Origin of the sequence: Desulfovibrio legallii (assembly GCF_004309735.1) — a bacterium.
Lineage (GTDB): Bacteria > Desulfobacterota > Desulfovibrionia > Desulfovibrionales > Desulfovibrionaceae > Desulfovibrio > Desulfovibrio legallii.
The window spans coordinates 88,254-112,911 of sequence record NZ_SIXC01000008.1 but is presented as its reverse complement, the minus strand read 5'-3'; the positions used below and the strand labels follow the sequence as shown (position 1 = coordinate 112,911).

The following is a 24,658-nucleotide window of genomic DNA, read 5'->3' as shown; positions in this document are numbered from 1 at the left end:
CAAGAGAAAAGAAAATCAATTTCAACGCACTCTTCGCGTCCTCCGGGTGGGCCGACGGTTTTCGGGTAGCGGCGCGAACGTCAAGGAGATGTCATGAAAGAGGCTTTGGAACGCCCGTATGTGGCGCATGTGATGGAAGGCCGGGCGCGGCTGCGCCACCCTGTTCTGGCCGACGCCGCCAGGCGCGCTGCGGCGCGCGATCTGGCCCTGGGGCAGCCCGGCGTGCTGGAAGTGCGGCCCGGGGCGGCCTCGCTTTTGCTGCTGCTGCGTCCAGAGGCGGATTTCCCCGCCGTCTGCGCCGCTCTAGAAGCCGCCCTGCCCGATCTGCGCAGGCCCGTGGCTGAAGTGGTTGCCGCGGAACGGGCGGCAAAGCGCGCCCTGCGCCGGTCCCGCGCCCGGGCGGAAGTCCGCCAGGGCAGCCCTGCGCCGCTCTGCAGCAGGGATAAAAACGGTCGCGTTGTCATTTGCGGCGTCCCGCAGCGCAAGGTTGAAGTCCGCGCCCTGCTGGGAACCGCTGCCGTCTGTCTGACCGCCGGCCTGGCCGGAGCGGGGCGGCTGCATGTGCTGGCCGGCGCGGCCTGGGCGGCCCTGGCCGTCCGCCACGTCTGGGTCCGCCGTAAAGCCCTGTAGCGTCCGGCAATTTAAAGAATATACATTCGCAGAACTGCCGGAACGGCTCCTTGACGTGCCACAGCGCAGAGGCGCGGCGTTTGCGCCCCTGTGGCGGGCCTGCCCCGCGCCTTGCCTAACCGGGACGCATCCCGTATACTCAGAATGCTGCCGGTAACTGTTCGCGCTTGCGGCGGACGGAACCGGCGGCCCAGGGAGACGGGATGCGAAGGGTTCTGCTCGCCGTACTGGCGCTCATCATACTCTTGGGGGCCGCGGGGGCCGTGCTGCTGGGCCGGGTGGACACCGACTTTGTGGTGCGCCGCATTGCTGCAGCCACGGCCCAGGCCACGGGGCAGCCGCTGGTTTTTGCCAGTGCGCCGCACATCGCTTTTTTCCCGCCCGGCGTGCGTTTCGGCGCGGCCCGCTGGGGGGCCGACCCGGCCGCCGCCAAGGCTGATGAAGCGTCGCGGGCCGCCCGCGGCCCCACGCTGACTGTCAAGGGCGGCATGGCCCAGCTGGAGTGGGCCGCCCTGCTCGCCGGCAAGGTGGTGGTGCGGGAAGTGCGCCTGGACAACCCCGTGCTGCGCCTGGACGCCACCGCTTTTGCGGCGCGCGCGCCTCATGAGACGAGCCTTGCGCCCGCAGCTGCTCCACAGGCCGCCAGAGAGCAGCCCGGCGCGCTGCCGGTGGAGCTGGACCGCCTGGTACTGCGCCAGGGCAGCGTGCTCTGGACCGACGCCGCCGGGCGGACGGCCCAAATTGACAGCATCAATTTTTCGCTGGAAAATCTGCGCCAAGGCCAAGAGGCTACCTTGCAGTGCGACTTTGTTTTCAGTCTGTCGCAACAGGCTGTGGGCGGGTCTGAGCCTACCGCCGTTGGGAGCGGCAGTACGGCTCCGCCCGAAGAAACCGCCGCGGCAAGGCCTGCCGCAGCCCTGACCGGAACCCTGGCCCTTTCGGCCAAGCTGAGCTATGCCCCGCCCCAGCTGCTTTTCCGGCAGGCTTCCGTCACCGTGACGCCCTTGGGCGGCCCCCTGCCGGAAAAAGCGGGCCCCCTGCAGCTGGCCGTGGAAGGCGCGCTGCTGCCTCTGGATGCGGCCGGCCCCCTGTTGCGGCTGGACAAGGCCCGGCTGACCACACCCCAGGCCCACGCGGAGGCCCGCGGCAATGTGCGGCTGACGCCGCTTGCCGCCAACGTGGACGTTACCGTTGAAGCCGCGCCGCGTGCCCTGGCAGCGCTCTGGGGACGGACCTTTAAGCCTGCGTCCGCAGGCGACAAGGACGCGCTTACAGCTGCGGCCCGCATAGCCTACGCCCCCCACGTTCTGACCATCAATGATTTGAAGGCGCGCTGGGACGCGGCTACCCTTACGGGCACGGCGCGCCTGACTCTGCCGGACGCAGGCCCGGCGGACCTCAAGGCCGACCTGCGCGCGGACACCCTGGACCTGAAGACTCTGCCCGCCGCTGCCGGGCCCGCCGCGCCCCAGACCGCTGACGGCAACGATAAGGCACAAAGCGTCGCCGCCGCTCCGGCCGCCCCCCCCACGCCCCAGCGCTCGACCCTGCCCGGCCTGGACCTCAACCTGGCGGTGGAGCGCCTGCGCTACGAGGCGCTGACGCTGCACGCCGTGCGGCTGGCCCTCAAGGGGAGCGCCGGGCGCTATGACATCGCCGAGGCCGCCGGAATGCTGGACACCGGCGGCACGCTGCGGGCCACGGGCAGCGTGGACGTGCCGGACCAGCGCTGCGCCCTCAAGGGCACAGCCGCTCAGGTGCGTCTGGGCCCGCTGCTGGAAGCCCTTGGCAAAGGAACATCGGTGGACGGGCTGGCGGATTTGCGCCTGGACCTGCGCGGCCACTGCGCTTCAGCGGCGGCCCTGAACAGCAGCCTTACGGGCGACGGCCTGCTGGAAATCCGCCGTCTGCGCCCCGGCGCCGCCGCGTCCCAGCCCATTCCCGGCCTTACCGGCAAACGGGCCCTGGTACCGGAAACCTTTGACCTGGTGCGCGCGCCTTTTACGGTCAAGAACGGGCAGCTGACCGCCCGGCCCGTCACTGTCACGGCCACGGATTTCAACGCCAGGGGCGAGGCCCGTCTCAGCCTGCCGCGCCAGTATCTGGAGGCCGAAGCCGAAGTGCGCACCTTGGGCCTGAGCGTGCCGGTGGTGGTCAAGGGGCCATTGCAGCATCTGAGCTACGGCGTGGACCCTCGCTTTGCCCTGGACATGGCCGTCAAACTGCCCGGCGCATTGCTGGACACGGGCGGCAAGGCGGGCAAAGCCGGCGGCGAGGCCGTCAAAGACGCGGGCGGACTGCTGCGTCGGCTGCTGGGCAGATAATCCTTTGCGAAAAAAGAATTTTCTATTGTCTTGCCTTTTTGTGTATATGGACTAAATATTTTAGACACTGTGACGTTAAGAATGGAGACGTCCCGTTTCCGTCGGCGGATTTTTCGTCGGGGCGGGAACGACGCGGCGCGGCGCACTCCACGCGCGGGGCCCACCATGACGTACAAATCGGCCCGTAAGGCCGGCGCGCTCCACACGGCCCCCAGGGCCGGAACGCCGGCCCCATAGCCCCCGGACAGCGGGGCCACCACTGGCAAGCCCTGAGCCCACAGGCGGCAGTATGTATCTAGTTATCGGTCTGGTCATAGTCGCGCTTTCGGTGTTTACCGGCTACACGCTCTCCCACGGCGAGTGGGCGGTGCTGTTCCAGCCTGCTGAATTCATCATCATTCTGGGCTGCGGCCTGGGCGCGTTTTTCGGTTCGCAGACCAAGTACACCTTCGGGCTCATCGTCAAAAGCCTCAAGCACCTTTTTGCCGACCCCGGCTCCAGCAAGGGGCGCTATCTGGAAACCCTGGCCCTGCTCTACGCCCTGTTTTCCAAGATGCACCGCGAAGGCGTCATCAGCATTGAAAGCGACGTGGAAAAGCCCGAATCCAGCCCCATTTTCAGCAAATATCCCAATATTTCCAAAGATTCCAAGGTGGTCAATTTTATTGGCGATACCCTGCGCGTCTACCTGACCACCGGCGACCCGGCCGATATTGACAGCCTTATGGACGTGGACATCAACACCATGCGCGAAGAAGGCATTCTGCCGGCGCACGCCGTATCACACATGGCTGAATCCATGCCCGGCATGGGCATTGTGGCCTGCGTGCTGGGTGTGGTGCTGGCTATGGGCAAAATCAACGAGCCGCCGGAAATCCTGGGCCACTACATTGCGGCCGCCCTGGTGGGCACCTTTTTCGGTATTTTGTGCTGCTACGGGCTGTTCGGTCCCATGGGTTCCAAGCTGGAAAACTACGTGGCCGAAGAACATTTTTATTATCATTCGGTCAAGGAGGCCGTGGCTGCGGCCATTCGGGGTTCCACCCCGCTCATCGCCGTGGAGTACGGGCGCAGGGCCATTCCCTATCCCTTCCGCCCCGCCTTTGCGGAGATGGAAGAACGCCTCAAGAGCGGCTAGAGCAGTTAGTGAATGAAATGAACTAACTGCTCTGCAAGGATTTTCTTGAAAATCCTTGCCACGAAATGCGAGAAGGCAGGCTTTTGCCTGCCGTAAGCGAGCATTTCAAGTGTTAAATGCTCTAGTCGGGCGGGCCTGCGTCTGGCCCCCCTGCATGAGGCACGCCCGGGCGTGCTCCGGTTTTGCCGGCGGCCGGCCCCGCAACCTTGCGTGACGGCGCGCTTGGCTCGGCAGACCATGACCAACACGGAGGAAGTATGGGTGGCGGCGCATGGAAAGTGGCTTACGCCGACTTTGTGACGGCCATGATGGCCTTTTTTTTGCTGCTTTGGGTGCTCAGCATGGTGCCGCCCGACACCAAGGCGGGCCTTGCCGCCTATTTCAGCGGCGACCGCAACTTTGACTCCAGCTCCACATCGCCCATTTCCAACAATCCCTTTATTCAGAATACAGACAAAATCGACACCCGCGACCTTAAAATCAGCGAAGTGGAAAAATCCCACTACGCCATTGCCCAGAAAATCAAGCAACTGCTTATGGCCGACGCTGTCCCGCAAAGCGCTTCGGGCATCAGCGCCGATGATGTGGGCGTGCAGCTGCGGGTCAATTCCGACGTGTTGTTCAAGCCCGGCAGCGTGGAGCTGCTGCCCCAGGGCGACAAAGTGCTGCAGTCCGTGCTGCAGCTCATGAACGAGTACAATCTTTATCTGGTGGTGCGCGGTCACGCCGACGCCACTGAAACACGCCCGCCCTTCACCTCGGCCTGGGAGCTTTCGGGCGCGCGCGCCGCCGCTATGGTCAATTATCTGGCTACCAATGGCGTCAAGCCCACCCGCATGCGCGCCGTGAGCTACGGCGATACCCGTCCCCTGCGTCCCGGCCTGGACGAACAGAGCCGCGCCGCCAACCGGCGGGTGGAATTTTTCTTCCACCGGCCAGAGGTCATGTCCTACAGCGTGGTGTACTGATGGCTCCACGCAGTCCTGCCGCAGGCTTAGCCCCTCGCCGTGTCTGTCTGCCCGACCACACGGGCGTGGACGTGCATTTGCCGCACAGCCCGCAAGCCTGGGAATGCCGGGGCCAGGGGGCGGCCGTGCTGCTGCTGGGCCTGGGGCCGGGCCGGCCGCAGGATCTGCCCTTTGTGCGCGACGCTGCCGCCGTGTTCTGGCTGGAGGCCGCAGTCACCCAAAAAAATCTGGAAGCGCGCGCCCCTGAGGCCGCCGCCGCCCGCCGTCCGCTGCCCGCGCACTGGCGCGAGGTTTCGCCCCGCGCAGCCGCGGCCCTGGCCCCGCGCTGTCGCTGCTGTTTTTACCTGCCCGGTCTGCGGCTGGCCCCGGACTTCTGGGGCCCTCTGCTGGGCCGTCTGGACGCTGCGCTGCTCTCGGCGGACGTCGGCGACGTCGCGGCCACGCCGGCCTGGACCAGACAGACGGACGCCGTACGCCCCGACTCCTTGTCGGCCGCCGATCTTGCCGATAGTACGGGCCCCGGCCCCATTTTGCTGCCGGGCGGCGCGGACCAGCTGCTGCACGCCGAGCTTTGTCAGGCCTGCGCGGCCTGCGGCTACAGCCCCGTGCTCACCAATCTGCCCCGGCCGGAGCAGGGGCGGGATCTGCAGCCCGGCCGACACGCCCGCGCCGAGGACGCCCTGGCGGCCTGGCGGGATCTGTTGCCCGCGCGGCGGCCCGCCATGCTGCTTTCCGTCAACCTGCGCGGCCTGGACCCACAGGGCCGGGTTTTCCACCTCTGCCGCGCCCTGGGCATTCCCGTGGCCATCTGGCTGGTGGACAACCCCTGGCATGTGCTTTCCGCCCTGCGCCTGCCCTGGTGGCGCGAGGCGCACCTTTTTGTCACCGATTCCGGCTTCATCTCCGGACTGCGCGCCTTGGGCGCCTGGGACGTAACCTATCTGCCCCTGGCCGCAGCCCCGCACATGTGGCGCGGGGAGGACGCGGACCTGCCGGAAGGCACGGCCCCGCCTTTGTTTGTGGGGCGCTCGGCCTTTCCCGAAAAAGAGCGGTTTTTTGCTGCCGTGCGCCTGCCGCAGGCCGTCGGTGAAGAAGCCGCCGCCCTGCTGCAGCAAAGCCAGGGCCCGGCCGACGGTCCCAACTTTTTTTGGTGGCAGCAAAGCCTGGGGCTGCGCAGTCCCTGGCCCGGCAATGAGGTGCGCCGCGCGGGCCTCGGTGCAGAGCGCTGTTCCCAGGCCAACCGTGCGCGCTGGCTCAAGGCCGCCGGGGCCTGTTCCGATGGAGAATTGCGCGTGGTCGGCGACGGCGGCTGGCGGGCCCTGCTGCCCGGAGCCGCTCTGCTGCCGCCCGTGGACTACTATACCCGCCTGCCCCAGCTCTACGCCACGGCAGCGGCCGTGCTCAACGTCACCAGCCTGTTGTTGCCCCACAGTCTGAGCCAACGCCACTTTGACGTCTGGGCCGCCGGAGGCCTGCTGCTCAGCGACGCCACGCTAGGACTGGACCTCTTTCCCCGTGAGTTGACGGAACCCGTTACCCTGCGCGGCCCGGAAGACTTTGCCCGTCGCCTGGCGGAACTGCGTTCCCGGCCTCAGGAGGCCCACGATTTGCGTCTGGCTTGGCGGCGGCATCTGCGCGCCCGGCACAGCTATGTCCAGCGCCTCCGGCGCATAGCCGACGTGCTGGGCGAGCCTCTGCCTCCGGAGGAGGGCGAGGAGGGGGAAAAAGGGCTTTGCAGGGGAAGCGGGCGGCTGTAAAAAAACGTATTCGCCTTTCCGGCGCACCCCGCAAAAAATTTTATTTCTGCTGCAGTCTGGCGCAGGGTCTTCCGGGCGCGATGGGGGCAGAGGGGCCGCCTGGCTTTGGCCGGCCCGCATGGGCGTGCGCCCCGGCCCCGCGGCGTTTTCCTTGTAGCCCGTCCGGAAGTGCGGTAATTTCCGGCCATGCAAAGCGCCACCCCCACCCTGGCCCGCCGTTACGTTTTCAAACTGCTGGCCAATGTCGCCTCCGTCCCGGTCTATCTGGCTATGGAAGCCATTTTGCCGCGCGCGCTGGGGCCGCGCATGTACGGCAACTACAGCTTTGCCACCAATCTCTTTCAGCAGCTTTCCGGCTTTCTGGACATGGGCACCTCTACCTGCTTTTATAATGCCCTTTCCCGGCGGCAGGAAGAATGCGGCCTCATCGCCTTTTATTTACGGGTAAGTCTGCTGGTGCTGGGCGTCAGCGCGTTGGCCGCCCTCTGCCTGCAACTGCCGGATGTGGGCGGGCTGCTCATGCCCGACGTGCCTCTGTGGCTGGCCCCCCTGGCCGCCCTGTGGGCTTTTCTGACCTGGTGGGGACGCGTGCTGCGTTCCATGAACGACGCCGTGGGCGTCACCGTCTCCTCAGAGCTCACGCGCACGGTCCTTTCTCTGCTGGCCGTGGGCCTGCTGGGCCTGCTGTTCTGGATGGACTGGCTGAACATCTACAGCCTTTTTGTCCAGCAGTACTTCATGCTGGGGGCCACGGCCCTGGGCTACTGGCTGGTGACCCGCGCCTATTGGCGCAGCCGCAGCCAGGTTCTCAGCCTGACCTTGACCCCGGCGCAGACCCGTGCCTACGGCCGGGAATTTTTCGCCTACAGCCATCCTCTGTTTGTCCAGGCTCTGCTCTCCTTCCTGCTGCTCTCGGCGGAACGCTGGCTTTTGCAGTGGTTTGACGGCAGCGTGCAGCAGGGCTTTTTTGCCTTGTCGCAAAAGGTGAGCATGGCCTGTTTTCTGTTTGTTTCGGCCATGACGCCCCTGATCATGCGTGAGCTTTCCATTGCCTGGGGCCACAACGACCGCGCGGCCATGGGCCGCCTGCTGGACCGCTTTGCCCCGCTGCTCTATGTGGTGGCCGCTTATTTTTCCTGCTTTACCCTGGCGGAAGGCGCGACTCTGGTGCGCTTTTTCGGCGGCGCGGAGTTTGCCGCCGCCACCCTGCCCGTGCAGATCATGGCCCTTTACCCGCTGCATCAGGCCTACGGGCAGTTGGCGGGCTCCGTCTTCCACGCCACGGGGCGCACCCGCGTGCTGCGCAACATGGCCGCCCTGGAATGCGTCTATGGCTTCAGCACGGCCTGGTTTCTGCTGGCCCCGCCCGATCTTTGGGGCTGCAACCTTGGGGCTGTGGGCCTGGCCATCAAGACCGTGGCCGTGCAGATAGTCACCGTCAATCTTTATCTCTGGCTGGCCTCGCGCTTCATTCCCCTGCACTTCTGGCGCAATCTGGCCCACCAGGTCTGGAGTCTGGCCGTGCTCCTGGCTCTGGCCTTTGCCTGCCGGGAGGGCACCCTGTACCTGGCCCCCAGCCTGGGCCTGGGTGGGGTGGATTCCATCCCGCGCTTCATCCTTTCCGGCGCGGCGTACACCTTCTGCCTGGGGGCGCTCTGTCTGGGCGTGCCGGCCGTATTGGGCCTGTCTCGTCAGGATGTGCGGGAATTGCGGGCCCGTTTCCAGGCCAGGGGACGTCATCTGTGAGGAATTTGCCGTAAGGACGCGCCACGGGCGGCGCAAAAAATCTGAAGGCGGCAGAACAACCTGACCCCCAAAACGCGGAGCGTCAGGCCCCCTGCCCGTGCCCGTCTGCGGGCCGCATCCAGCCCATTGCCAGCAGGGCCTGCGCCAGCGGGGCCAGCGGCAGGCCCACCACCGTGCTCCACGAACCTTCCACCCTGTCCACAAGAAAAGCTCCCTGCCCCTGAATGGCGTAGGCCCCGGCCTTGTCGTCGGGTTCGCCCGTGTGGGCGTAGGCCCGCAACGCCGCCTCAGGCCAGCGTCCGAAGCGCACCCGGCTTACGTCGCTGAAGACCCGCACTGTCCCTTGCGGCGGCGTCAGACACACGGCGCTGACTACCGTATGTTCACGGCCGTTGAGGCGCAGCAGCATTTCCAGCGCGTGCGCCCTGTCGCGAGGTTTGCCCAGGATGTCGCCTTCCAGGGCCACCACCGTATCCGCGGCCAGCACCAGGCTGTGGCCCCGCTCCGTTGCGGCAAGCCCCTGGGCTGCAGCCGTCGCCTTGGCTGCCGCAGCCCGGCAGGTGTAGGCCTCAGGGGTTTCGCCGGGCGCGGGGCGCGGTTCTGCCCCCGTGGGCTGGGCCAGGGTGAAAGGCAGCCCCCATTCTTCCAGGAACTGCCGGCGACGGGGTGAAGCCGAAGCCAGCACGAGGCGGCAGCCGGGCCGGAGCGTAAACAGCGGGGCCCATGCTTTCATGCCGCAGCACCGTGCCGCGTCGGGGCAGACAAGAGGGGATGACAGGAGGCGGGCATGGGAGTTTCAGACCGTGGGGGCGTGGCGCAGCACTTCGCCGCCGTGCGTGTCCAGAACGCGGAAGACGCCGTCCGCATACAGCCCGTAGCTGGGCGGAAAGCCGCCCTTGGGCAGGGCCAGGGAGCCCGGATTCCAGAAGTGCAGCCCGTCCAGGGTTTCGCCGCGCGGCACGTGGGTGTGCCCCCGCAGCAGCACCGTGCCGCGCGCAAAGCCGGGGCAGGGCGGCCGTTCGGGCACATGGTGCCCGTGGCTGGCAAAGACGCGCAGGCCGTCCACGGCGATCCAGGCGTTGTCCGCCACGGGAAAGGGCAGCAGGGCCAGGTCCACTTCGGCGTCGCAGTTGCCGCGCACGGCGGTGACCGGGCAGGGCAGAGCGGTCAGATCCGGCATGGTACGCAGCAGTTGCGGCGTGTCATAACCCGCAGGCAGCGGATTTCGCGGCCCGTGGTAGACCAGATCGCCCAGCAGCACCAGCAGGTCCGGGCGCAGCTCATTGGCCCGCTCCAGCAAAAAATGCAGGGCCGGCAAGGAACCGTGCAGGTCCGAAGCTACCAGCAGGCGCATCAGCCGCGCTCCACGGCCTGGGGATGGCCGGCATCCCATGTGGGGCGGTCCTTGGCCTCTTCGTCCAGCATGATGGGGATGTCCTCCCGCACGGGGTAGACCACCTTGCAGGCCGGGCAGGCCAGACCAACGGTTTCACCACTTTCTTCCAGGGCTTTGAGCCCGCCCAGGCAGCGCGGGCAGGCCAGAATACGCAGCAATTCTCCGGTTTCCAGGGGCATGGGTTCCTCCAGACAGGTAAAAAAACAGTATAGGCGCTTGTGTCGGCGAGTTCAAGACTTGCCCGCTTGCGCCTCATTGCGGTATACTGGTATCTTCGCAGTGCCCGGCAGCGCCGGTGCGACTCCGCGTCAGGGGTCGGCGACGCGGCGGCTGACCAGGGAAATCTGCAACCAGGACGCGCCATGCGACGTATAGATCTCCACACCCACACCACCGCTTCAGACGGCACCGACACCCCCGCCGAGCTCGTGCGCAATGCGGCCAAAGCCCAGTTGGCCGCTGTGGCCGTAACCGACCACGATACCCTGTCCGGCCTGGACGAGGCCGCCGCCGCAGGCAGAGAAGCGGGCGTCATGCTGGTGCGCGGCTGCGAAATATCCACCGGCACGGAGCTGGGCGAGCTGCACATTCTGGGCCTCTGGCTGCCGCAGAACGTTGCCCCCCTGCAGGAAAAACTGATCTGGCTGCGCGCTAAAAGGGACGAGCGCAACGTGGGCATTGTGGCCAAACTCCAGGCCCTGGGGCTGGAGGTGAGTATGGACGAGGTGCGGGCCGAGGCCAAGGGGGAAAGCGTGGGCCGCCCGCACATTGCGGCCGTGCTGGTGCGCAAGAACTATGTGCGGGACCCCGGCGAGGCCTTTCGCGTTTATCTGGGATGCAAGGGCAAGGCCTATCTGCCCAAGGCCGTACTGGAGCCCGAAGACGGCGTGGCCTTGCTGGCCCGTCTGGGCGCCACCGTGAGCCTGGCCCACCCCTTGCTCTGGAAGGCTCCGGAAGGCTGGCTGGAAAAAATGCTGGGCCGCCTCAAAGACTGCGGCCTGGACGCCATTGAAGCCTACCACAGTGAGCACTCGCAGCAGGATGTGCGCACTTGCCTGGCCTTGGCCAAGCGCTTCGGCCTGGGCGTCAGCGGCGGTTCCGATTACCACGGGGCCAACAAACCTGCCATCAGCCTGGGCAAGGGCTACGGCGGCTTGTTTGTGGGCTGGAATATTCTGGAAGACTTGCTGGCCCGCCGCCGCGCCGCCGGCCTGCCCTGCCCGCAGGAAGCCGCCTGATTTTTTACAGCGTCACCCGGCTTACCACCCCATGCACCGCATGGCTGGGCAGTTTGTAGAACTGCACAAAAGAGGGGGCCAGGCGCTTGATCAGGGCATAAATCCTGCCCAGAGGTCTGGTGGTGATGATGTCCTCCACGCCATAGAAGATGGCTCTGGGCCGGATGCCCGCCGCTGCCAGAATGGCGGCGATATCCACAACCTCCATATATCCCGCGCTGATTGCAAATACGCTCAGCCCGTCCGCAGGGCCCGCCGTCATCTGCCATTCCAGCCCCAGGGGCTCATACGTGCGCGCCACGCTCAGCATGATGTTGCGCTCGTACATGATGCCGTTCATGAAGATGGTCTTCACAATATAAGGCGAAACAGTGTCCAAACTGCGCAGAAAAAAGATGGCCGTGCCCGAAATGGGGCGGTTTTTGCGGCGCAGGGCCGCAAAAGCGGGCAGAAAGATCTTCTGCCGCATGGGCCGCATGCGCGCGTACACGGCCCGTTGCCCCCAAGTATAAATCAAAATGAGCGAAAGGGGCGCCAGCGCAATGACGATGGACCAGTAGCCCCCGTGCGGCAGCTTGTAAAAGTTTGCCAGCAGGTAAACCACGTCCAGGGCGCAGATGCCCAGAGCCAGGGCGCAGTGCCCCTTTCGGCCGCGCAGGCCAAAAATCCAGACCATGAATACGGCCGTGATGGTCATGCTGCCCGTGACGGCCAGACCGTAGGCGGCGGCCAGCCGGTGCGACTCTCCGAAGCCGCAGATGACCATGATGACAGCCAGGCAGAGCGCCCAGTTGACCGTATTGATGTAGATCTGGGAGTGCAGCTCCGGCGAGGTGTAGTCTACCTTGAACAGGGGCATGATGTGGGTGGCCATGCTCTGGTACATAATGGAAAACAGCCCGCTGATGAGCGACTGGGAAGCGATGACCGTGGCCAGAAGACAGAGCGTCAGAAAGGGGATGTAGAGCAGCGGCGCCTGGCTGTGAATCAGGGAAAACAGCACGTTGTCCACTTGTGGGTGCCCGATGAGAAAGGCCGTCTGGCCCATATAGTGCAGCACCAAAGCGCAGAAAACCATCCCCCAGGCTACCAGAATGGGCTTCCGGCCCATATGCCCCATATCCGCATAGAGAGCCTCGCCGCCCGTGGCGCAGAGGATGACCTCGGAAAGCACAAAAAAGCCTTTCAGCCCGTTGTGCAGCATGAAGTCCAGTCCATACCAGGGGTTCAGGGCCTTGAGCACCTGCGGGGCCTGCGTCAGGGCCACCAGGCCCGATGCGGCCAGAACCGCGAACCACAGGGCCATGACCGGCCCGAACACAGCCGCCAGCGCGCCGCTGCCCCGCCGCTGCAGGGTAAACAAAATCAGGGCGATGCTCAGGGCAATGCCCACCAGCACGCCGCGCGGCAGACCCTCCAGGCCGGGAATGACGGTCAGCCCCTCTACGGCGGAGAGGATGCTGATGGCCGGGGTGATGACCCCGTCGCCCATAAGCAGTGAAATGCCTACATAGGCCAGCAGGGTGGCCGCGCGCGCGGAGCGGTTTGACCGCAGCAGCGGCCGCAGCAGCGAGAGCAGCACAATGGTGCCGCCTTCGCCTCCCTTGCTCAGGCTCATGGCCAGCCAGGCGTACTCCACGGTGACCAGCAGCAGCAAAGTCCAGATGATCAGGGAAAGAATGCCCACAAAATGGGCCTCGGTACGCGCCGTAAGCATAAAGACTACGGCCAGAGTATAGATGGGGCTGGTGCCGATGTCGCCAAAAACAAGCCCCAACGATTTGATTACATTGGCTGGAGTGGCTTTTTGCTGTTCCATACCTTCTCCTTGCCGCGCAAACGCCCGTAGAAGCCGCCCCCCAGGGCGCGGCGGGGACGTCAGTATGGGACCATAGAGCAGCCCCGCTCGGCTGGCAAGTCTGCCGCCGCTGCAACAAGGGGTAGGCAAAATCGCTTTATTGGTATATGCTATACAAAATCCATAGTCCTTTTCCCCACGGGAGGCCCCCATGTCTAAGCAAGAAGCCGCCCCGCCCCCTCCGGCGCCGCCCCGCCCCCAAACCTCTGCCGCCGTAAAACCCCGCTCCCGCCGCCCCGGCGTCGCCCTCCACAAGGGCGAAAGTGGCCCCATCTTCGCCAATGCCGTGCGCGTGGCCGGCATGGTGGCCCGCACCCTGGGGCCTTTTTGCGAAGTGGCCGTACATGATTTCAGCGATATGCAACATTCGCTCATTCACCTTGAGGGTTCTTTGACGGGACGGCGCGTGGGCGCGCCCGTCGCCAGCATGGTAGCCAAGGCCCTGCGTCGGGGCGGCGACGCGGTGGAGGACGCCTTTGCCTTTGCCTCCACCACGCCTTCGGGCCTGACGCTCAAGTCCTCCATCTGCTTTCTGCGCAACGGTCGGGACGAGGTGGTGGGCGCCATTTGCCTGCACTTTGACCTTACGGATCTGGAGCGTTTTCAGGGCGTGCTGCACGGGCTGATGCGCTTTGAAAACGCTCCGGGCAGGGAACTGACCGAGCTTTTTCCCGCCTGCCTCAGCGACACCAGTGATTCCATCATTGAAACGGCTATCCGCAAGGCGGGCAAGCACCCCGCCGCCATGAACCGGGAAGAAAAAAAACAATTTGTGCGCATGATGGACGAAGAAGGCGCGTTTCAGGTCAAGGGCATGGTGCAGCACCTGGCTCGCGCCATGCGCATTTCCATCTATACTGTCTACAATTATATGCGCCAGATCAAGGAAGAGGAGCAGGGCAAGGGCTTGGGCGGGATGGAGGAATAGACCTTGCGCAGCAGCGCAGATTGCCTTTGAGGATAGGCATTCGCAAAGGTTGCGGCACGCGCGTTCCGGCGCTTGCCAGCACAAATATGGTGCGCTTGCGCCTCCACGGCGGGCGGCTGCTTACGCAAGCGTCAGGGCATTGCAATGGTGCAATGCCTGGGCCGCGCGCGGTGGCCGGACCAGCCGGCGGCGCAGAACCAAGGAGGGAATGCCGCCGCAGACGCACAGGCTTCAGCCGCGGGCCTGGCCGCTGTTTTCGCGTTTTTTCCGGGCGCGTTCGGCAAAGGCCCGGGCCGCGGCTGCAAAGTTGTGTGCCCAGCAGGGCACGGCCGGGGCAAAAATGTGGGTATAGGAGGCCCAGACCTGCCTGTGCAGCAGGCCGTCCAGCGTCTGCCCCTGTGCCCGGCCCATACCAACGCCCTTGTCCAGGCGCAGGGCAAAATGCGGCGGGTTGCCTTGCCAGCGACAGCGGGAATAGTGGAACTCATGCCCGCGCAGTTCAAGCCCCAAGGGGAAAAACGGATTGGCCGCCGTAACCCGGCCGCAGACATAGCCGAGGCCCTGGGGCCGGGGCAGGAACTGCGCCGTCACGGGGAAAATTCCGGCCATGGGCCACAGTCTGCCTTCGCGCTCAATGCCCTGGGAGAGCAGCATGAAACCGCCGCATTCGGCGTAGATGGGCAAGCCCGCGTCTGCCAGGCGGCGCAGGCCCGTGAGCTGCGGCGAAAGGCTCAGTTCCGCCGCACAGTCTTCAGGGAAGCCGCCGCCAAGGTACAGGCCGTCCAAAGCGGGCCAGGGGGCCGCGTCCAGCGTGGAAAGCCGGATGAGCCGCGCCCCGGCGCGTTCCAGGGCTTCCAGATTTTCGCCGTAATAGAACCACAGGGCCGCGTCCCGCACATAGCCGATGCGCGGGGCTGTCTCCCGTGCCGGAGCGGGCGCTGCGCAGGGCGTGCGCTCTGCGACAACAGGGGGCACAACAAGCGCGCGTGGCGCGGCGCTGCAGATGCAGACCGCCGGGGCGGGGTCGGGGGGGGGCGTCCCCGTGGCGTGGGGGGCGCTCGTTGTCTGGTCCGCAGAAACTGTGGCCGCTAGTTCGGGCGTAGCGGGCCAGAAGGCCGCCGCCGTGAAGGGCGGGGCGTGACGGGCCAGGCCCAGCACGGCGGGCAGGTCCAGATGTTCGCGGGCCAGGGCGGCCAGACGCTCCAGAGCGTCGGCGGCCTGCGGCCCCAGGGCGTCGCCGCGGGCGGCCAGGCCCATATGTCTTTCGGGCAGGGGGTTGGCGGCCAGACGGGGCAGCGCGCCCAGCACGGGCAGATCCGTATAGGTTTCCAGGGCGCGGCGCAGCAGATTTTCATGCCGGGCTGAGCCCACCCGGTTGAGCACCACCCCCACCAGGGGCACGTCCGGTTCAAAGGCCTGCACCCCGCGCACCACGGCCGCTGCCGTGCGGGTCATCTTGGTGCAGTCCAGGCTGAGCAGCACGGGGCAGGCCAGCTCTCGCGCCAGGGCCGCCGTGGAGCAGCTGCCTGCCACGTCCAGCCCGTCAAACAGGCCCCGGTTGCCCTCCACCAAGCCCAGCACGGACGCCGCCTGTCCGGCGACGTCTGCGCCGCCGGGTCCGGAAAAAACCGCGCAGGCCGTGCGCAGGGTGTGGACAAACAGGGCGCGCAGCCGTTCCGGCGGCAGAAAGTAAGGGTCCAGGTTGGTGCAGGGCCGCCCGGCGGCCAGGGCAAGCCAGGCCGCGTCAATATAGTCCGGCCCTTTCTTGAAGGGCTGCACCGTAAGCCCCTGCCGGCGCAGAGCTCCGGCCAGCCCCAGAGTCAGCAGGGTCTTGCCGCCGCCTCCGGCCAGGGCCGTGACGCAGAGCCGGGGCAGGGCGCAGGGACCGGAGGACGGCATGGCCTAGTGCTTGAAGGAGCGCTGGCCCGTAAAGACCATGGCCACCTGGGGTTGGGCTTCGTTGCAGGCCATGATGACCTCGGCGTCGCGCAAGGAGCCGCCGGGCTGGGCAATGGCCCGCACGCCCTGAGCCACGGCCACGTCCACCCCGTCACGGAAGGGGAAGAAGCCGTCCGAAACCAGCACGGAACCCGTCAGCCCGCCGCGGGCTTCTTCGGTGCGGCGCGCAATGTCTTCCAGGGTGCGGGCCGCGTCCGCATCGGTAACGGCCTTTTGTTTGAGCTCGTAGAGGGACAGGCCTTTTTCACGAAAGGCCAGCATATCTGCATACTTGGTACGCGCTTTGTGGGCCGCCAGTTCCACGCAGCCCACCCGGTCCTGCTCGCCGGTGCCGATGGCCAGGGTGGCTCCGTCGCGGGCAAAGATGACGGAATTGGAGGTCACTCCGGCCTCCACGGCCCAGGCAAAGCGCAGATCGTCCAGCTCCGCCTTGCTGGGCGCGCGGGCGGTGACGGCAAGGCCCTCTCTGGTGGAGGCCGTGGCGGGCAGAAAGTCCGCGTCCGTGAGAATGCGGTTCACAAAGGATTTCTGCACAATGATGCCGCCGTCCGCCAGGCTTTTGACGTCCAGGAAGGCCGAATGGGTCAGCTCTTCCAGCCGCCCCAGGCCGGGCAGTTCCATAATGCGCAGATTTTTGCGGCTCTTGAGGATGTCCACTGCGCCTTCCTCAAAGGCCGGGGCGGCCACCACTTCAAAGTAGTTGGCGGCCACCATTTCTGCAGCCTCACGGGTAAAGGGGCGGTTGACCACCACAGCCCCGCCAAAGGCGGCGATGCGGTCGCACCAGAAAGCCTTGTCCAGGGCCGTACCCAGGCCCTCGCGGCTCCAGGCCGCGCCGCAGGGATTGTTGTGCTTGAGGATGAGCGCGGCCGGGCGGTCCGTAAGGTACTGCAGAATGTTGGCCCCGTTGTCCACGTCCGTGAGGTTTGTCTTGCCGGGGTGCTTGCCGGCCTGCAGCATCTGCCCTTCGGTCAGGGCCGAAACAATGCCGTTGCCCGGTCCCCGCCAGTTGAGGCCCCCGCAGCTCAACGAACCCTCCGCCAGGGCGTAGAGCGCGGCGGGCTGGTCCGGATTTTCGCCGTAACGCAGGCCTTTTTCCTCCTTGTCGAGGGTCCAGGTGCGTTTGTGGTAGACGAGTTTTTCGTCCCCCAGCAATATGGTCAGGGTATCGGGGAAAGCGTCCTTGTGGACGGTGCTGTACATGGATTTGAGGTCCGCCATGAGTGCCTCCGCGCTTGACTGGTAAGAAAGTCGGTGCATAGCACAAAGCGCCGCAAACAGCCAGCCCCGCGCACTGGCGCCCCTCCCGCGTTGACGCGGCGGCCAGGGCGACGTACACTATCTCGCCCAATGGGAGGAATCATGGAAAAGCTGCTGCTCCGTCTGGCCCGACAACTAGACGCCATTGACGAAGCCTCGCTCATGTCGCTGTGGAGCAAATACGCCACCCAGACCAGCCGGTTCGAGCCCACCAAGCGTTGGGAAGAGGCCGCTCTGGTCTTTTCGCTTATCCAGGCCAAGCGCTGGAAAAATCAGCTGTTCAACTATCACTGGGCCCGGCAGAGCCAGGCCCCCGACGCCGATCTGCCCGGTGCGGCCCCCCTGCTGCCCGACTTTGACCTGCAGCAGCCTGAAACCCCGCCCCCCAGTCACTGCCGCGTTTTGGCCTTTCGCCCTGCCCGTGAAGACGCGGACGCGACGGGCAACCCGGGCGTGAACCCTGATGTGGACCCCGCCCCCGAAGACTCGGATCCCACCCCAGAAACCCCGCCCCTGTAGGTCCTGCTGCCGGGCGACAGCCGCAACCGCGCGCCAGACGTCCGCCCGGCCTCAACCGCCCAGCACCCGCTCCGCAACCGCGCAGACAGCCGCTTTTGCGCCTAGGACGGGGCCGTTGCGCGTCCCGCAGCGGGTTGCCCTGGGCCCGCCCGGCCCCCACACGACCGCCGCAGGCATGTGGTCCGCCGCGTTATTCGGGCATTTGACTTGCCCGTGCATCCGGGATAGGTATCCTCAAAGGCTTTGCGTCCCGTTTCCGGGCCGACGCGCCACTACTCGGACGTGGACGCGGTTTTTACTATCCGCCGCCCTTGCGCGGCCTTTCAGGCAGGGAGAATCATGGCGAATACGGTCATCATCGGCGCTCAGTGGGGCGACGAGGGCAAGGGCAAAATAGTGGACATGCTGAGCGCCCAAAGCCGCGCCATCGTGCGCTTTCAGGGCGGCAACAATGCCGGGCACACTATTAAGGTGGGCGGGGAGGAAACTATCCTCCACCTCATCCCTTCGGGCATTCTGCACGCGGACAAAATCTGTCTGATCGGCAACGGCGTTGTGCTGGACCCCCACGTTTTTCTTGAAGAAGTAGACCATCTGGCCGCCCGTGGCGTGGACGTGAGCCCCGCGCGCCTGGGCATCAGCAAAAAAACGCACCTCATTCTGCCCTACCACAAAAGCCTGGATCAGGCCCGCGAAGCCCGCCGCGCCGGTCATAAAATCGGCACCACCGGCCGGGGCATCGGCCCCTGTTATGAAGACAAGGCCTCCCGCGTGGGCCTGCGCGCCGGCGACCTCCTTGCGCCCGACCTGGTGCGCGCCAAGGTGGCTCACGCCCTGCAGGAAAAAAACGTCCTTCTGCGGGATCTTTATAAATTTGAGCCCCTGGACCCCGCCGCCGTGGCTGACGAGCTGCTGGCCCTGGCCCCGCGCCTCATCCCTTACCTCACAGATGTGGAGGCCCGTCTGCAGGAAGTGCAGCGCCAGGGCGGCGACATCCTCTTTGAAGGCGCGCAGGGCACGCATCTGGATATCGACCACGGCACCTATCCCTTCGTGACCTCTTCCAATACCGTGGCCGGCAACGCCGCCGCGGGCGCGGGCGCGGCCCCTTCGGCCCTGACCCGCGTGGTGGGCATTGTCAAGGCCTACACCACCAGGGTGGGCTCCGGCCCCTTTCCCACCGAGCTTCTGGACGACACGGGCAGCTACCTGCGCACGCAAGGGCACGAATTCGGCGCCACCACGGGCCGCCCCCGCCGCTGCGGCTGGCTGGACGCCGTGGTCCTGCGCGAAAGCGTGCGTCTCAATGGCCTTACGGATATTGCCCTGACCAAATTGGACGTTCTGCAGAATCTGCCTGCCCTGCGCATTTGCGTGGCCTACGAATATGAGGGCCGTCGCCTGGAGTATCCCCCGCAGGAAGAAGGCGGCCTGGGGCGGGTAACCCCCGTGTATGAAGAACTGCCCGGTTTTGAGGAGGACATTGCCGCTTGCACCGCCTTTGAGGCCCTGCCCCCCACAGTGCGCGCCTATGTGGAACGCATTGAGGCGCTCACGGGCGTGCGCGTGAGCCTGGTTTCTGTGGGCGCGGAGCGTCGACAGACCATCGTGCGCTGAGGGTTTGCGGGCTGCCCCCATGGACGCGCTGCTGCCCGCGCTGGCCTCTCCGGCCTTTGACGCTTTCAAGGCCGTATTGTGCCGCTTGGCGGCCGCCCCGCCGCAGGTGCTTCTGCTGGAAGGCGGCAGTGCGGCCCAACGTCGGGATATGGCGCTCTACTGGGCCATGTGCTGCAATTGTGCGCAGGTCGCTGTCGCGGGCGCACCCTGCCTGGCCTGCCCCGTATGCCGCCAGATGGCCGGCGGCGAGCATCTGGATCTGGCTGCCTACGATGGCGGCATCAGCAACCGGGAAGATACGGAAAACCCTGGCCTGGTGCGCGCCTTTACCATGGAAAACGTGCGCCTGCTGCGTCGGCGGCTGCGCGACGCTCCTCACGGCGGGGGCCGCCGGGTAGTTTTGCTCATGGGGCTGGGCCAGACCAGGGACGAGGCTGCCAACGCCCTGCTCAAAGCGCTGGAGGAGCCCTCGGCCACCACGGTTTTTGTGCTGCTGGCCCCCCAGCGGGAACAGCTCTTGCCCACCCTGGTTTCGCGCGCTTTTTGCCTCACGCTGCCCTGGCAGCCCGATACGGCGGCTGAAGCCGCCTTGGCCCCCTGGGAGGACGCCCTGGCCGTTTTTTTGGAGACCGGGCAAGGCTTTCTTGAGCGCGCCTCGGCCAAGGGCGCCATGGATGCGGCCGGCGCCGACGCCTTGCTGCTGGCCTGTCAGAAAGCCATGATCCGCGTTCTGGCGGCCAATGCGACGCCGCAACGGCTGGACGCGGCCCTGGCTCCGCTGGATGCGACCGGGCGCGCCGTAGCCTGCCGCTGGCTTGCGGAAGCGCAGGAAGCCCTGCGCTATGGGGTCACTCCCGCCAGAGTGCTGGAGGCCCTGGCCGCGCGCCTGTTTGTGCTGCGGCGGCAACGCGGCGTGGCCTGAAGGTTTTTCCCGGCCCGTTTTTCGCCGGGCCGCGCGACCCGTCAAGGGCATGCGCTCTTTGATGTCCCGCGCGTTTTGAGGCCCGCGCGCCGCAGGGCGGAAAGGCGGCACCCCGGCTGCGCTGCCTCTGGCCGGGCTCCCGGCGTGGTTTCCGCCCGCTCAGCGCGTCGTTGCGCGCCAACGTCTACCACCACGAAGGCCGCCTATGCTCCGGCACCTCAGCCTCCTGCTCCTCGCCCTCCTGTCTGTTTTGGCGGCGCCTGTTTCCGCCATGACTCAGGAATCCCGCGTGGTCCGGGTGGGGGTGTTCCCTATGCCCGGCTTCAACCGCATAGAAGACAACGTTGTTACCGGGTACAACTTTGCCTATCTGGAGCAAGTGTCCAAGTACACGGGCTGGACCCTCGCCCCCGTGGTGCTGAACAACTGGACAGAAGCTCAGAAAGCCCTGGACGAGGACCGCATTGACCTGCTGGGGCCCACGCTGCATTCGCCGGAACGGGAAAAACGCTACCTGTTCTGCCTCTACCCCAGCGGCACCACCTTTACGGCCCTGGTCACCCTGAGCAAAAATACCGCACTTACCTATGAGGATTTTCCGGCTTTTGCCGGGCTGCGCATCGGTACGGCGCGCGCTCCCTTCTGGCGCCAGAACTTTGCCTCCTTTGCCCGGCGCAATGACTTCAGCCCCCCCCCGCTGCAGGTCTTTGAAGACATGGAGGACGCTCGCCAAGCCATGCGCGCCGGCACGGTGGACGCCATCCTGGGCATTGTCTTCAACCTGCGCGATGACGAAAAGCTGCTGGCCAAATACGACCCCGCGCCTTTCTACTACATCACCACGCCGCAACACCAGGCCCTCATGGCTGAAATGAACCATGCCGTGGCCCAGATAAAGCTGGAACAGCCCGACCTGGAAAACCGCCTGGCCCGCAGCTACCTGGTCCGCAGTTACCAAACCCCCCTGAGCAGAAGCGAACAGGACTTTATTGCCGCCGCGCCCTTGCTGCGTGTGGGCTACAACCCCGACCGCAAGCCCCTGTCCTGGCGCGACCCCGCCACGGGTCTGGCCCGCGGCATCCTGCCGGACATTGTCCGTCTGCTGGGCAAGCGCAGCGGCCTGAACTTCACCTTTGTGCCGCTTACGGATAAAAAACGGGATCTGGAAGAATACTTCGCCAACGACAGCATAGGCCTGGGCGTCGGCCTTATGTATCTGGACCAGCTCAAACAGGCCACGTTGCAGCGGCTTTCCGCCCCTCTGCTGCGCAGCAGCCTGCACCTCTATGTGCGCCGCGGCACAGTCCTGACCCCGGACAAACCCTTTACGCTGGCCCTGCTGGACGGCTGGCGCGGCGGCAGCCACTATGGGCGCGCCACCTTCCCCAAAGCCCGGCTGCGACGTTATCCCGACGCGGCCGCCTGCCTGGACGCCGTGGTTCGCGGAGAGGCCGACGCCCTGCTCTATACCTCGCTGGAAGTCACCTACCTGCTCACCCGCCCACAGTACAAGGACATCACCTTTCTGACCGAATATCAGGACCACGAGGACGACCGTCTGGCCCTGAGCCCCTCCATGCCGCCCCAACTGCTTTCCATCCTCAACAAGACTCTGAACGACCTGGACGAGCGGGACAAGAGCCAGATCATTTCCGATAACATTTCCAGCATGGTGGCCCCAAGTTCCCTGAAGGATCTGCTCTATGAGCACCGTGCCGCAATTCTGCTGGCAGTGGAGCTGGTGCTGTTTTTGGCGGTCTTTGCCACCTATGCCGCATATCTGCGCCGACGTTCGCACAGGGCCACGCAGGAAAGCGAACGCCGCCTGAGCGCCCTGACGGCCAATATCAACGGCGGCGTCATCAGCCTCCTGGCGGATCCGTCCCTGCATATCGCTCAGGCCAATACGGGTTTTTGGCGGCTGTTGGGCCACAGCGCGCCGCCCCAGGAAGACGCCCTCGTCACCTGGCTGCCCCCGGAAGACGCGGACAGGCTGCGCGCGGCCATGAGCAACAGCACGACCGCCCTGAGCCTGGAGCTGCGCCTGCGCCACCGCGGCCAGACCTGGCTGCCCGTGCTGCTGCGCGGCGCGCCGGCGCCGGGAGAAGACGGTCCCGCCCCCCTCTTCCATTGTGTGGTAGTGGACATTACCGAACAGAAACATATGCAGGACGAACTGGAACAGGAAAAAGAACGCTACCGCATCCTGGTGGAGCAATCCCAGGACATTATCTTTGATGTGGATACGGAAAAACGTCAGTTTCAGTGCTCCCCCAACTTTTTCGCCAAATTCGGGCGCGAGGCCACCCCCTTGTTCAATTCCGGCGGCCGCCCGCGCAATGCCCATGTGGTGCACCCCGACGACAAGCCCGCCTTGCTGGAACTGCGCCGCAGGATCTATGCGGGCGAACACACCGCCTTCAGCGTCATGCGCATTCCCACCGTGGAGGGCCGCTACATCTGGTGCCGCATTCAGGTCACGCGCATCAGCAGGGACGGCGCGCCGCTGCGCCTCATCGGCAAAATCGTGGACATTGATGAGGAGGTGCGGCGACGGGCCGAACTGGAACGCCGTTCGCAACGCGACAGCCTTACGGACCTCCTGAACAAGGCGGCCTTCAGAGAGCAGGTGCGCTCCTGTATGCCCGCGCGTCCCGAAGGCAACCGGACGGACGCACTTATGTTCATGGATCTGGACAATTTTAAGGTGCTTAATGACACTCTCGGCCATGTGGTGGGCGATGTGGCCCTGGTGGACGTGGCCGAGGCCCTCAAACGCACATTCCGCAATGTGGATATTCTGGGCCGCTTCGGCGGCGACGAATTTTGTATCTTTTTGCGCGGCATCACCCGTGAGGTGCTGCAGGCCAGGGCTGAGGCCGTGCTGGCCGCGTTGCGTCTTTCCTACGCCCGCGAGGGCCAGAAGGTGGATGTTACCGCCAGCATCGGCGTCTATCTCTTTGACGGAACAGAAAGCAATTATGAAGAGGCCCTGCAGCGCGCGGACGCTGCCCTCTACTATGCCAAGGAAACGGGCAAAAACCGCTACACCTTCTTTGACGAGGTGACGGACATTGCCGGCACAGGCTCCTTCCACGCCTTTTTCCCGGATATGTCCGCCCAGGACGCGGCCCTGCCCCCGGCGGATGCGCCCCATGCCCCTGAAACGCCAGCCGCGGACGCCCCGCAGCCCAACGCCGTAGCGCTCAACCCTGCAGCCCCGGAAGCTGCACAGCCGGCCCCGGACGCCGCCCCCCAGGAAGCCGCAACGCGGCAACGGCCGCACCCCGCCAAGGAGTCCTGACCCGTATGTCCCCTCTGTGCCCCTCTGTTTCCCACGTGCAAACCGCCGCCCCCGCCGTCAGCCTGCCCCAGGTGGCCCTGCTGGCCACGGGCGGCACCATCGCCGGCGTGGCGGCTTCCCCCCTGGAACAGATCGACTACGCCGCCGGCGTGCTGGGCGTGGAACGCATGCTCGAAAGTCTGCCCGGCATTGAAGGCGTGGCGCGCATTGTCCGCCGCCAGTGCGCCAACCTGCCCAGCGAAAACTGTACTCCAGAGCACTGGGCCCTGCTGGCTCAGGGCTGCGCTCTGGCCCTGCAGGATCCGGAAACCTGCGGCGCAGTGCTCACCCACGGCACGGACACCCTGGAAGAATCCGCCTTCTACCTTTACCTGACTCTGCCCCCCGAAAAACCAGTGGTCCTCACCGGGGCCATGCGCCCGGCCACCTCCCTCAGCGCAGACGGCCCCATCAACATCCGCGACGCCGTGGCCGTGGCCGCCAGCCCCGCCGCCTGCGGCCGGGGCGCGCTGTTGGTCATGAACGGCCGTATCCTTTCCGCCCGCACCGCCATAAAAATCGCCACCGTGGACGTGGAAGCCTTTGCCGCGCCCGAATCCGGCGGCCTTGGGCGGGCCATCAACGGGCAGGCCCTCTTTTTCGCCGACTGCGGCGGCCCGGCCCCCCTGGCCGGCGCTTATGCCGCCCTGGCCGGCCGGGCCGATCTGCCCCGGGTGGACGTGCTCTACGCCTGCGCCGGCATGGCCACAGATCTGGTGCGTCACAGCGCCGCCCACGCCCAGGGCCTGGTGCTGGCCGGCATGGGCAATGGCTCCATGCCCAGCGCCGTGCGCGACCTTCTGCGTGAGGCCGCAGGCCAGGGCCTTACCGTGGTCCGCGCCAGCCGCACCGGTGCGGGGCCCGTCACCCCTTTGCCGGGCTACGCCCCTTTCATCCCCTCCGGTATGCTTTCCCCTGCCAAGGCCCGCGTCCTGCTGATGCTTTCCCTCGCCGCCACCGCCCACCTGCCCCCGGCCCACCGCCAAGCCGCCGCCGCCGCGGCCTTTGCCCAGGGCGGACGACTGTAGAGAGGGAGAAGTCTGTGGGACGGTTGT

At 65.9% G+C, this 24,658-nt stretch carries 19 protein-coding genes; 13 read left to right on the top strand and 6 right to left on the bottom strand.

Translation table 11 applies throughout. The annotated features are described in order from the left end of the window. Window positions 1-93: 93 nt before the first annotated feature. From EB812_RS07840 to EB812_RS07815, 6 genes are all read left to right on the top strand, one after another. Window positions 94-630: a hypothetical protein gene (locus tag EB812_RS07840; RefSeq protein WP_118229936.1), complete on the top strand. Its 537-nt coding sequence runs from the start codon at window positions 94-96 to the stop codon at window positions 628-630. A 203-nt stretch (window positions 631-833) separates the two neighbouring features. After that, entirely contained in the window at window positions 834-2,954 is a 2,121-nt protein-coding gene (locus tag EB812_RS07835) for an AsmA family protein (RefSeq protein ID WP_118229937.1), read from the top strand. Between the two features lie 289 nt (window positions 2,955-3,243). Further along, window positions 3,244-4,092 carry a flagellar motor stator protein MotA gene (gene motA / locus EB812_RS07830; protein WP_118229938.1) on the top strand — a complete coding sequence of 283 codons (849 nt, stop codon included), beginning with the start codon at window positions 3,244-3,246 and terminating at the stop codon, window positions 4,090-4,092. A gap of 206 nt (window positions 4,093-4,298) precedes the next feature. Beyond that, entirely contained in the window at window positions 4,299-5,060 is a 762-nt protein-coding gene (locus EB812_RS07825) for an OmpA/MotB family protein (protein WP_270229423.1), read from the top strand. Beyond that, window positions 5,060-6,817, top strand: a complete 1,758-nt coding sequence (locus tag EB812_RS07820; RefSeq protein WP_130958012.1) for a glycosyltransferase family protein — start codon at window positions 5,060-5,062, stop codon at window positions 6,815-6,817. The genes EB812_RS07825 and EB812_RS07820 overlap by 1 nt, the downstream gene beginning before the upstream one ends. A 186-nt stretch (window positions 6,818-7,003) precedes the next feature. Beyond that, window positions 7,004-8,563, top strand: coding sequence for a lipopolysaccharide biosynthesis protein (locus tag EB812_RS07815; RefSeq protein WP_118229941.1), 1,560 nt, complete (start codon window positions 7,004-7,006; stop codon window positions 8,561-8,563). A gap of 82 nt (window positions 8,564-8,645) precedes the next feature. Here EB812_RS07815 and EB812_RS07810 read toward each other — a convergent pair whose 3' ends face one another. The 3 genes from EB812_RS07810 to EB812_RS07800 form a co-directional block, all read right to left on the bottom strand. Next, the gene (locus EB812_RS07810) at window positions 8,646-9,296 is read right to left on the bottom strand and encodes a Maf family nucleotide pyrophosphatase (protein WP_118229942.1); all 651 of its coding nucleotides are present in this window, start codon (window positions 9,294-9,296) and stop codon (window positions 8,646-8,648) included. 63 nt (window positions 9,297-9,359) lie between these two features. After that, on the bottom strand, window positions 9,360-9,917 hold the full coding sequence (gene yfcE, locus EB812_RS07805; RefSeq protein ID WP_118229943.1) for a phosphodiesterase: 558 nt from the start codon (window positions 9,915-9,917) through the stop codon (window positions 9,360-9,362). Beyond that, window positions 9,917-10,138: a Trm112 family protein gene (locus EB812_RS07800; RefSeq protein WP_118229944.1), complete on the bottom strand. Its 222-nt coding sequence runs from the start codon at window positions 10,136-10,138 to the stop codon at window positions 9,917-9,919. The genes yfcE and EB812_RS07800 overlap by 1 nt, the downstream gene beginning before the upstream one ends. Before the next feature lie 183 nt (window positions 10,139-10,321). On the opposite strand from EB812_RS07800, the gene EB812_RS07795 reads away from it, so the two are divergent. Then, the gene (locus EB812_RS07795; protein ID WP_118229945.1) at window positions 10,322-11,197 is read left to right on the top strand and encodes a PHP domain-containing protein; all 876 of its coding nucleotides are present in this window, start codon (window positions 10,322-10,324) and stop codon (window positions 11,195-11,197) included. A 4-nt stretch (window positions 11,198-11,201) separates the two neighbouring features. Here EB812_RS07795 and EB812_RS07790 read toward each other — a convergent pair whose 3' ends face one another. Further along, a complete protein-coding gene (locus EB812_RS07790) occupies window positions 11,202-13,016 on the bottom strand; it encodes a KUP/HAK/KT family potassium transporter (protein WP_130958011.1) in 1,815 nt (604 codons plus the stop codon). Between the two features lie 190 nt (window positions 13,017-13,206). Between EB812_RS07790 and EB812_RS07785 the strand changes: the two genes are divergently transcribed. Further along, window positions 13,207-13,983 carry a helix-turn-helix transcriptional regulator gene (locus tag EB812_RS07785; protein WP_118229947.1) on the top strand — a complete coding sequence of 259 codons (777 nt, stop codon included), beginning with the start codon at window positions 13,207-13,209 and terminating at the stop codon, window positions 13,981-13,983. A gap of 231 nt (window positions 13,984-14,214) precedes the next feature. Here the strand turns inward: EB812_RS07785 and EB812_RS07780 are convergent, their stop codons facing one another. Together EB812_RS07780 and EB812_RS07775 are read right to left on the bottom strand one after the other, a co-directional pair. Beyond that, window positions 14,215-15,882, bottom strand: coding sequence for a cobyrinic acid a,c-diamide synthase CobB (locus EB812_RS07780; RefSeq protein WP_130958010.1), 1,668 nt, complete (start codon window positions 15,880-15,882; stop codon window positions 14,215-14,217). A 3-nt stretch (window positions 15,883-15,885) separates the two neighbouring features. Further along, window positions 15,886-17,163, bottom strand: coding sequence for an IMP cyclohydrolase (locus EB812_RS07775; RefSeq protein WP_118229949.1), 1,278 nt, complete (start codon window positions 17,161-17,163; stop codon window positions 15,886-15,888). 141 nt (window positions 17,164-17,304) lie between these two features. Between EB812_RS07775 and EB812_RS07770 the strand changes: the two genes are divergently transcribed. The 5 genes from EB812_RS07770 (at window position 17,305) to EB812_RS07750 (ending at window position 24,631) form a co-directional block, all read left to right on the top strand. Next, window positions 17,305-17,721, top strand: a complete 417-nt coding sequence (locus tag EB812_RS07770) for a hypothetical protein (RefSeq protein WP_242621238.1) — start codon at window positions 17,305-17,307, stop codon at window positions 17,719-17,721. A gap of 339 nt (window positions 17,722-18,060) precedes the next feature. Continuing rightward, window positions 18,061-19,338 (top strand): adenylosuccinate synthase, encoded by a 1,278-nt coding sequence (locus EB812_RS07765; protein WP_118229950.1) that lies wholly within the window; start codon window positions 18,061-18,063, stop codon window positions 19,336-19,338. 19 nt (window positions 19,339-19,357) lie between these two features. Beyond that, the gene (locus tag EB812_RS07760) at window positions 19,358-20,260 is read left to right on the top strand and encodes a DNA polymerase III subunit delta' (protein WP_118229951.1); all 903 of its coding nucleotides are present in this window, start codon (window positions 19,358-19,360) and stop codon (window positions 20,258-20,260) included. 271 nt (window positions 20,261-20,531) lie between these two features. Next, on the top strand, window positions 20,532-23,564 hold the full coding sequence (locus EB812_RS07755; protein ID WP_165450918.1) for a transporter substrate-binding domain-containing diguanylate cyclase: 3,033 nt from the start codon (window positions 20,532-20,534) through the stop codon (window positions 23,562-23,564). A gap of 5 nt (window positions 23,565-23,569) precedes the next feature. Then, complete coding sequence (locus EB812_RS07750; RefSeq protein WP_118229953.1) at window positions 23,570-24,631, top strand: asparaginase; 1,062 nt, start codon at window positions 23,570-23,572, stop codon at window positions 24,629-24,631. Window positions 24,632-24,658: the final 27 nt, after the last annotated feature.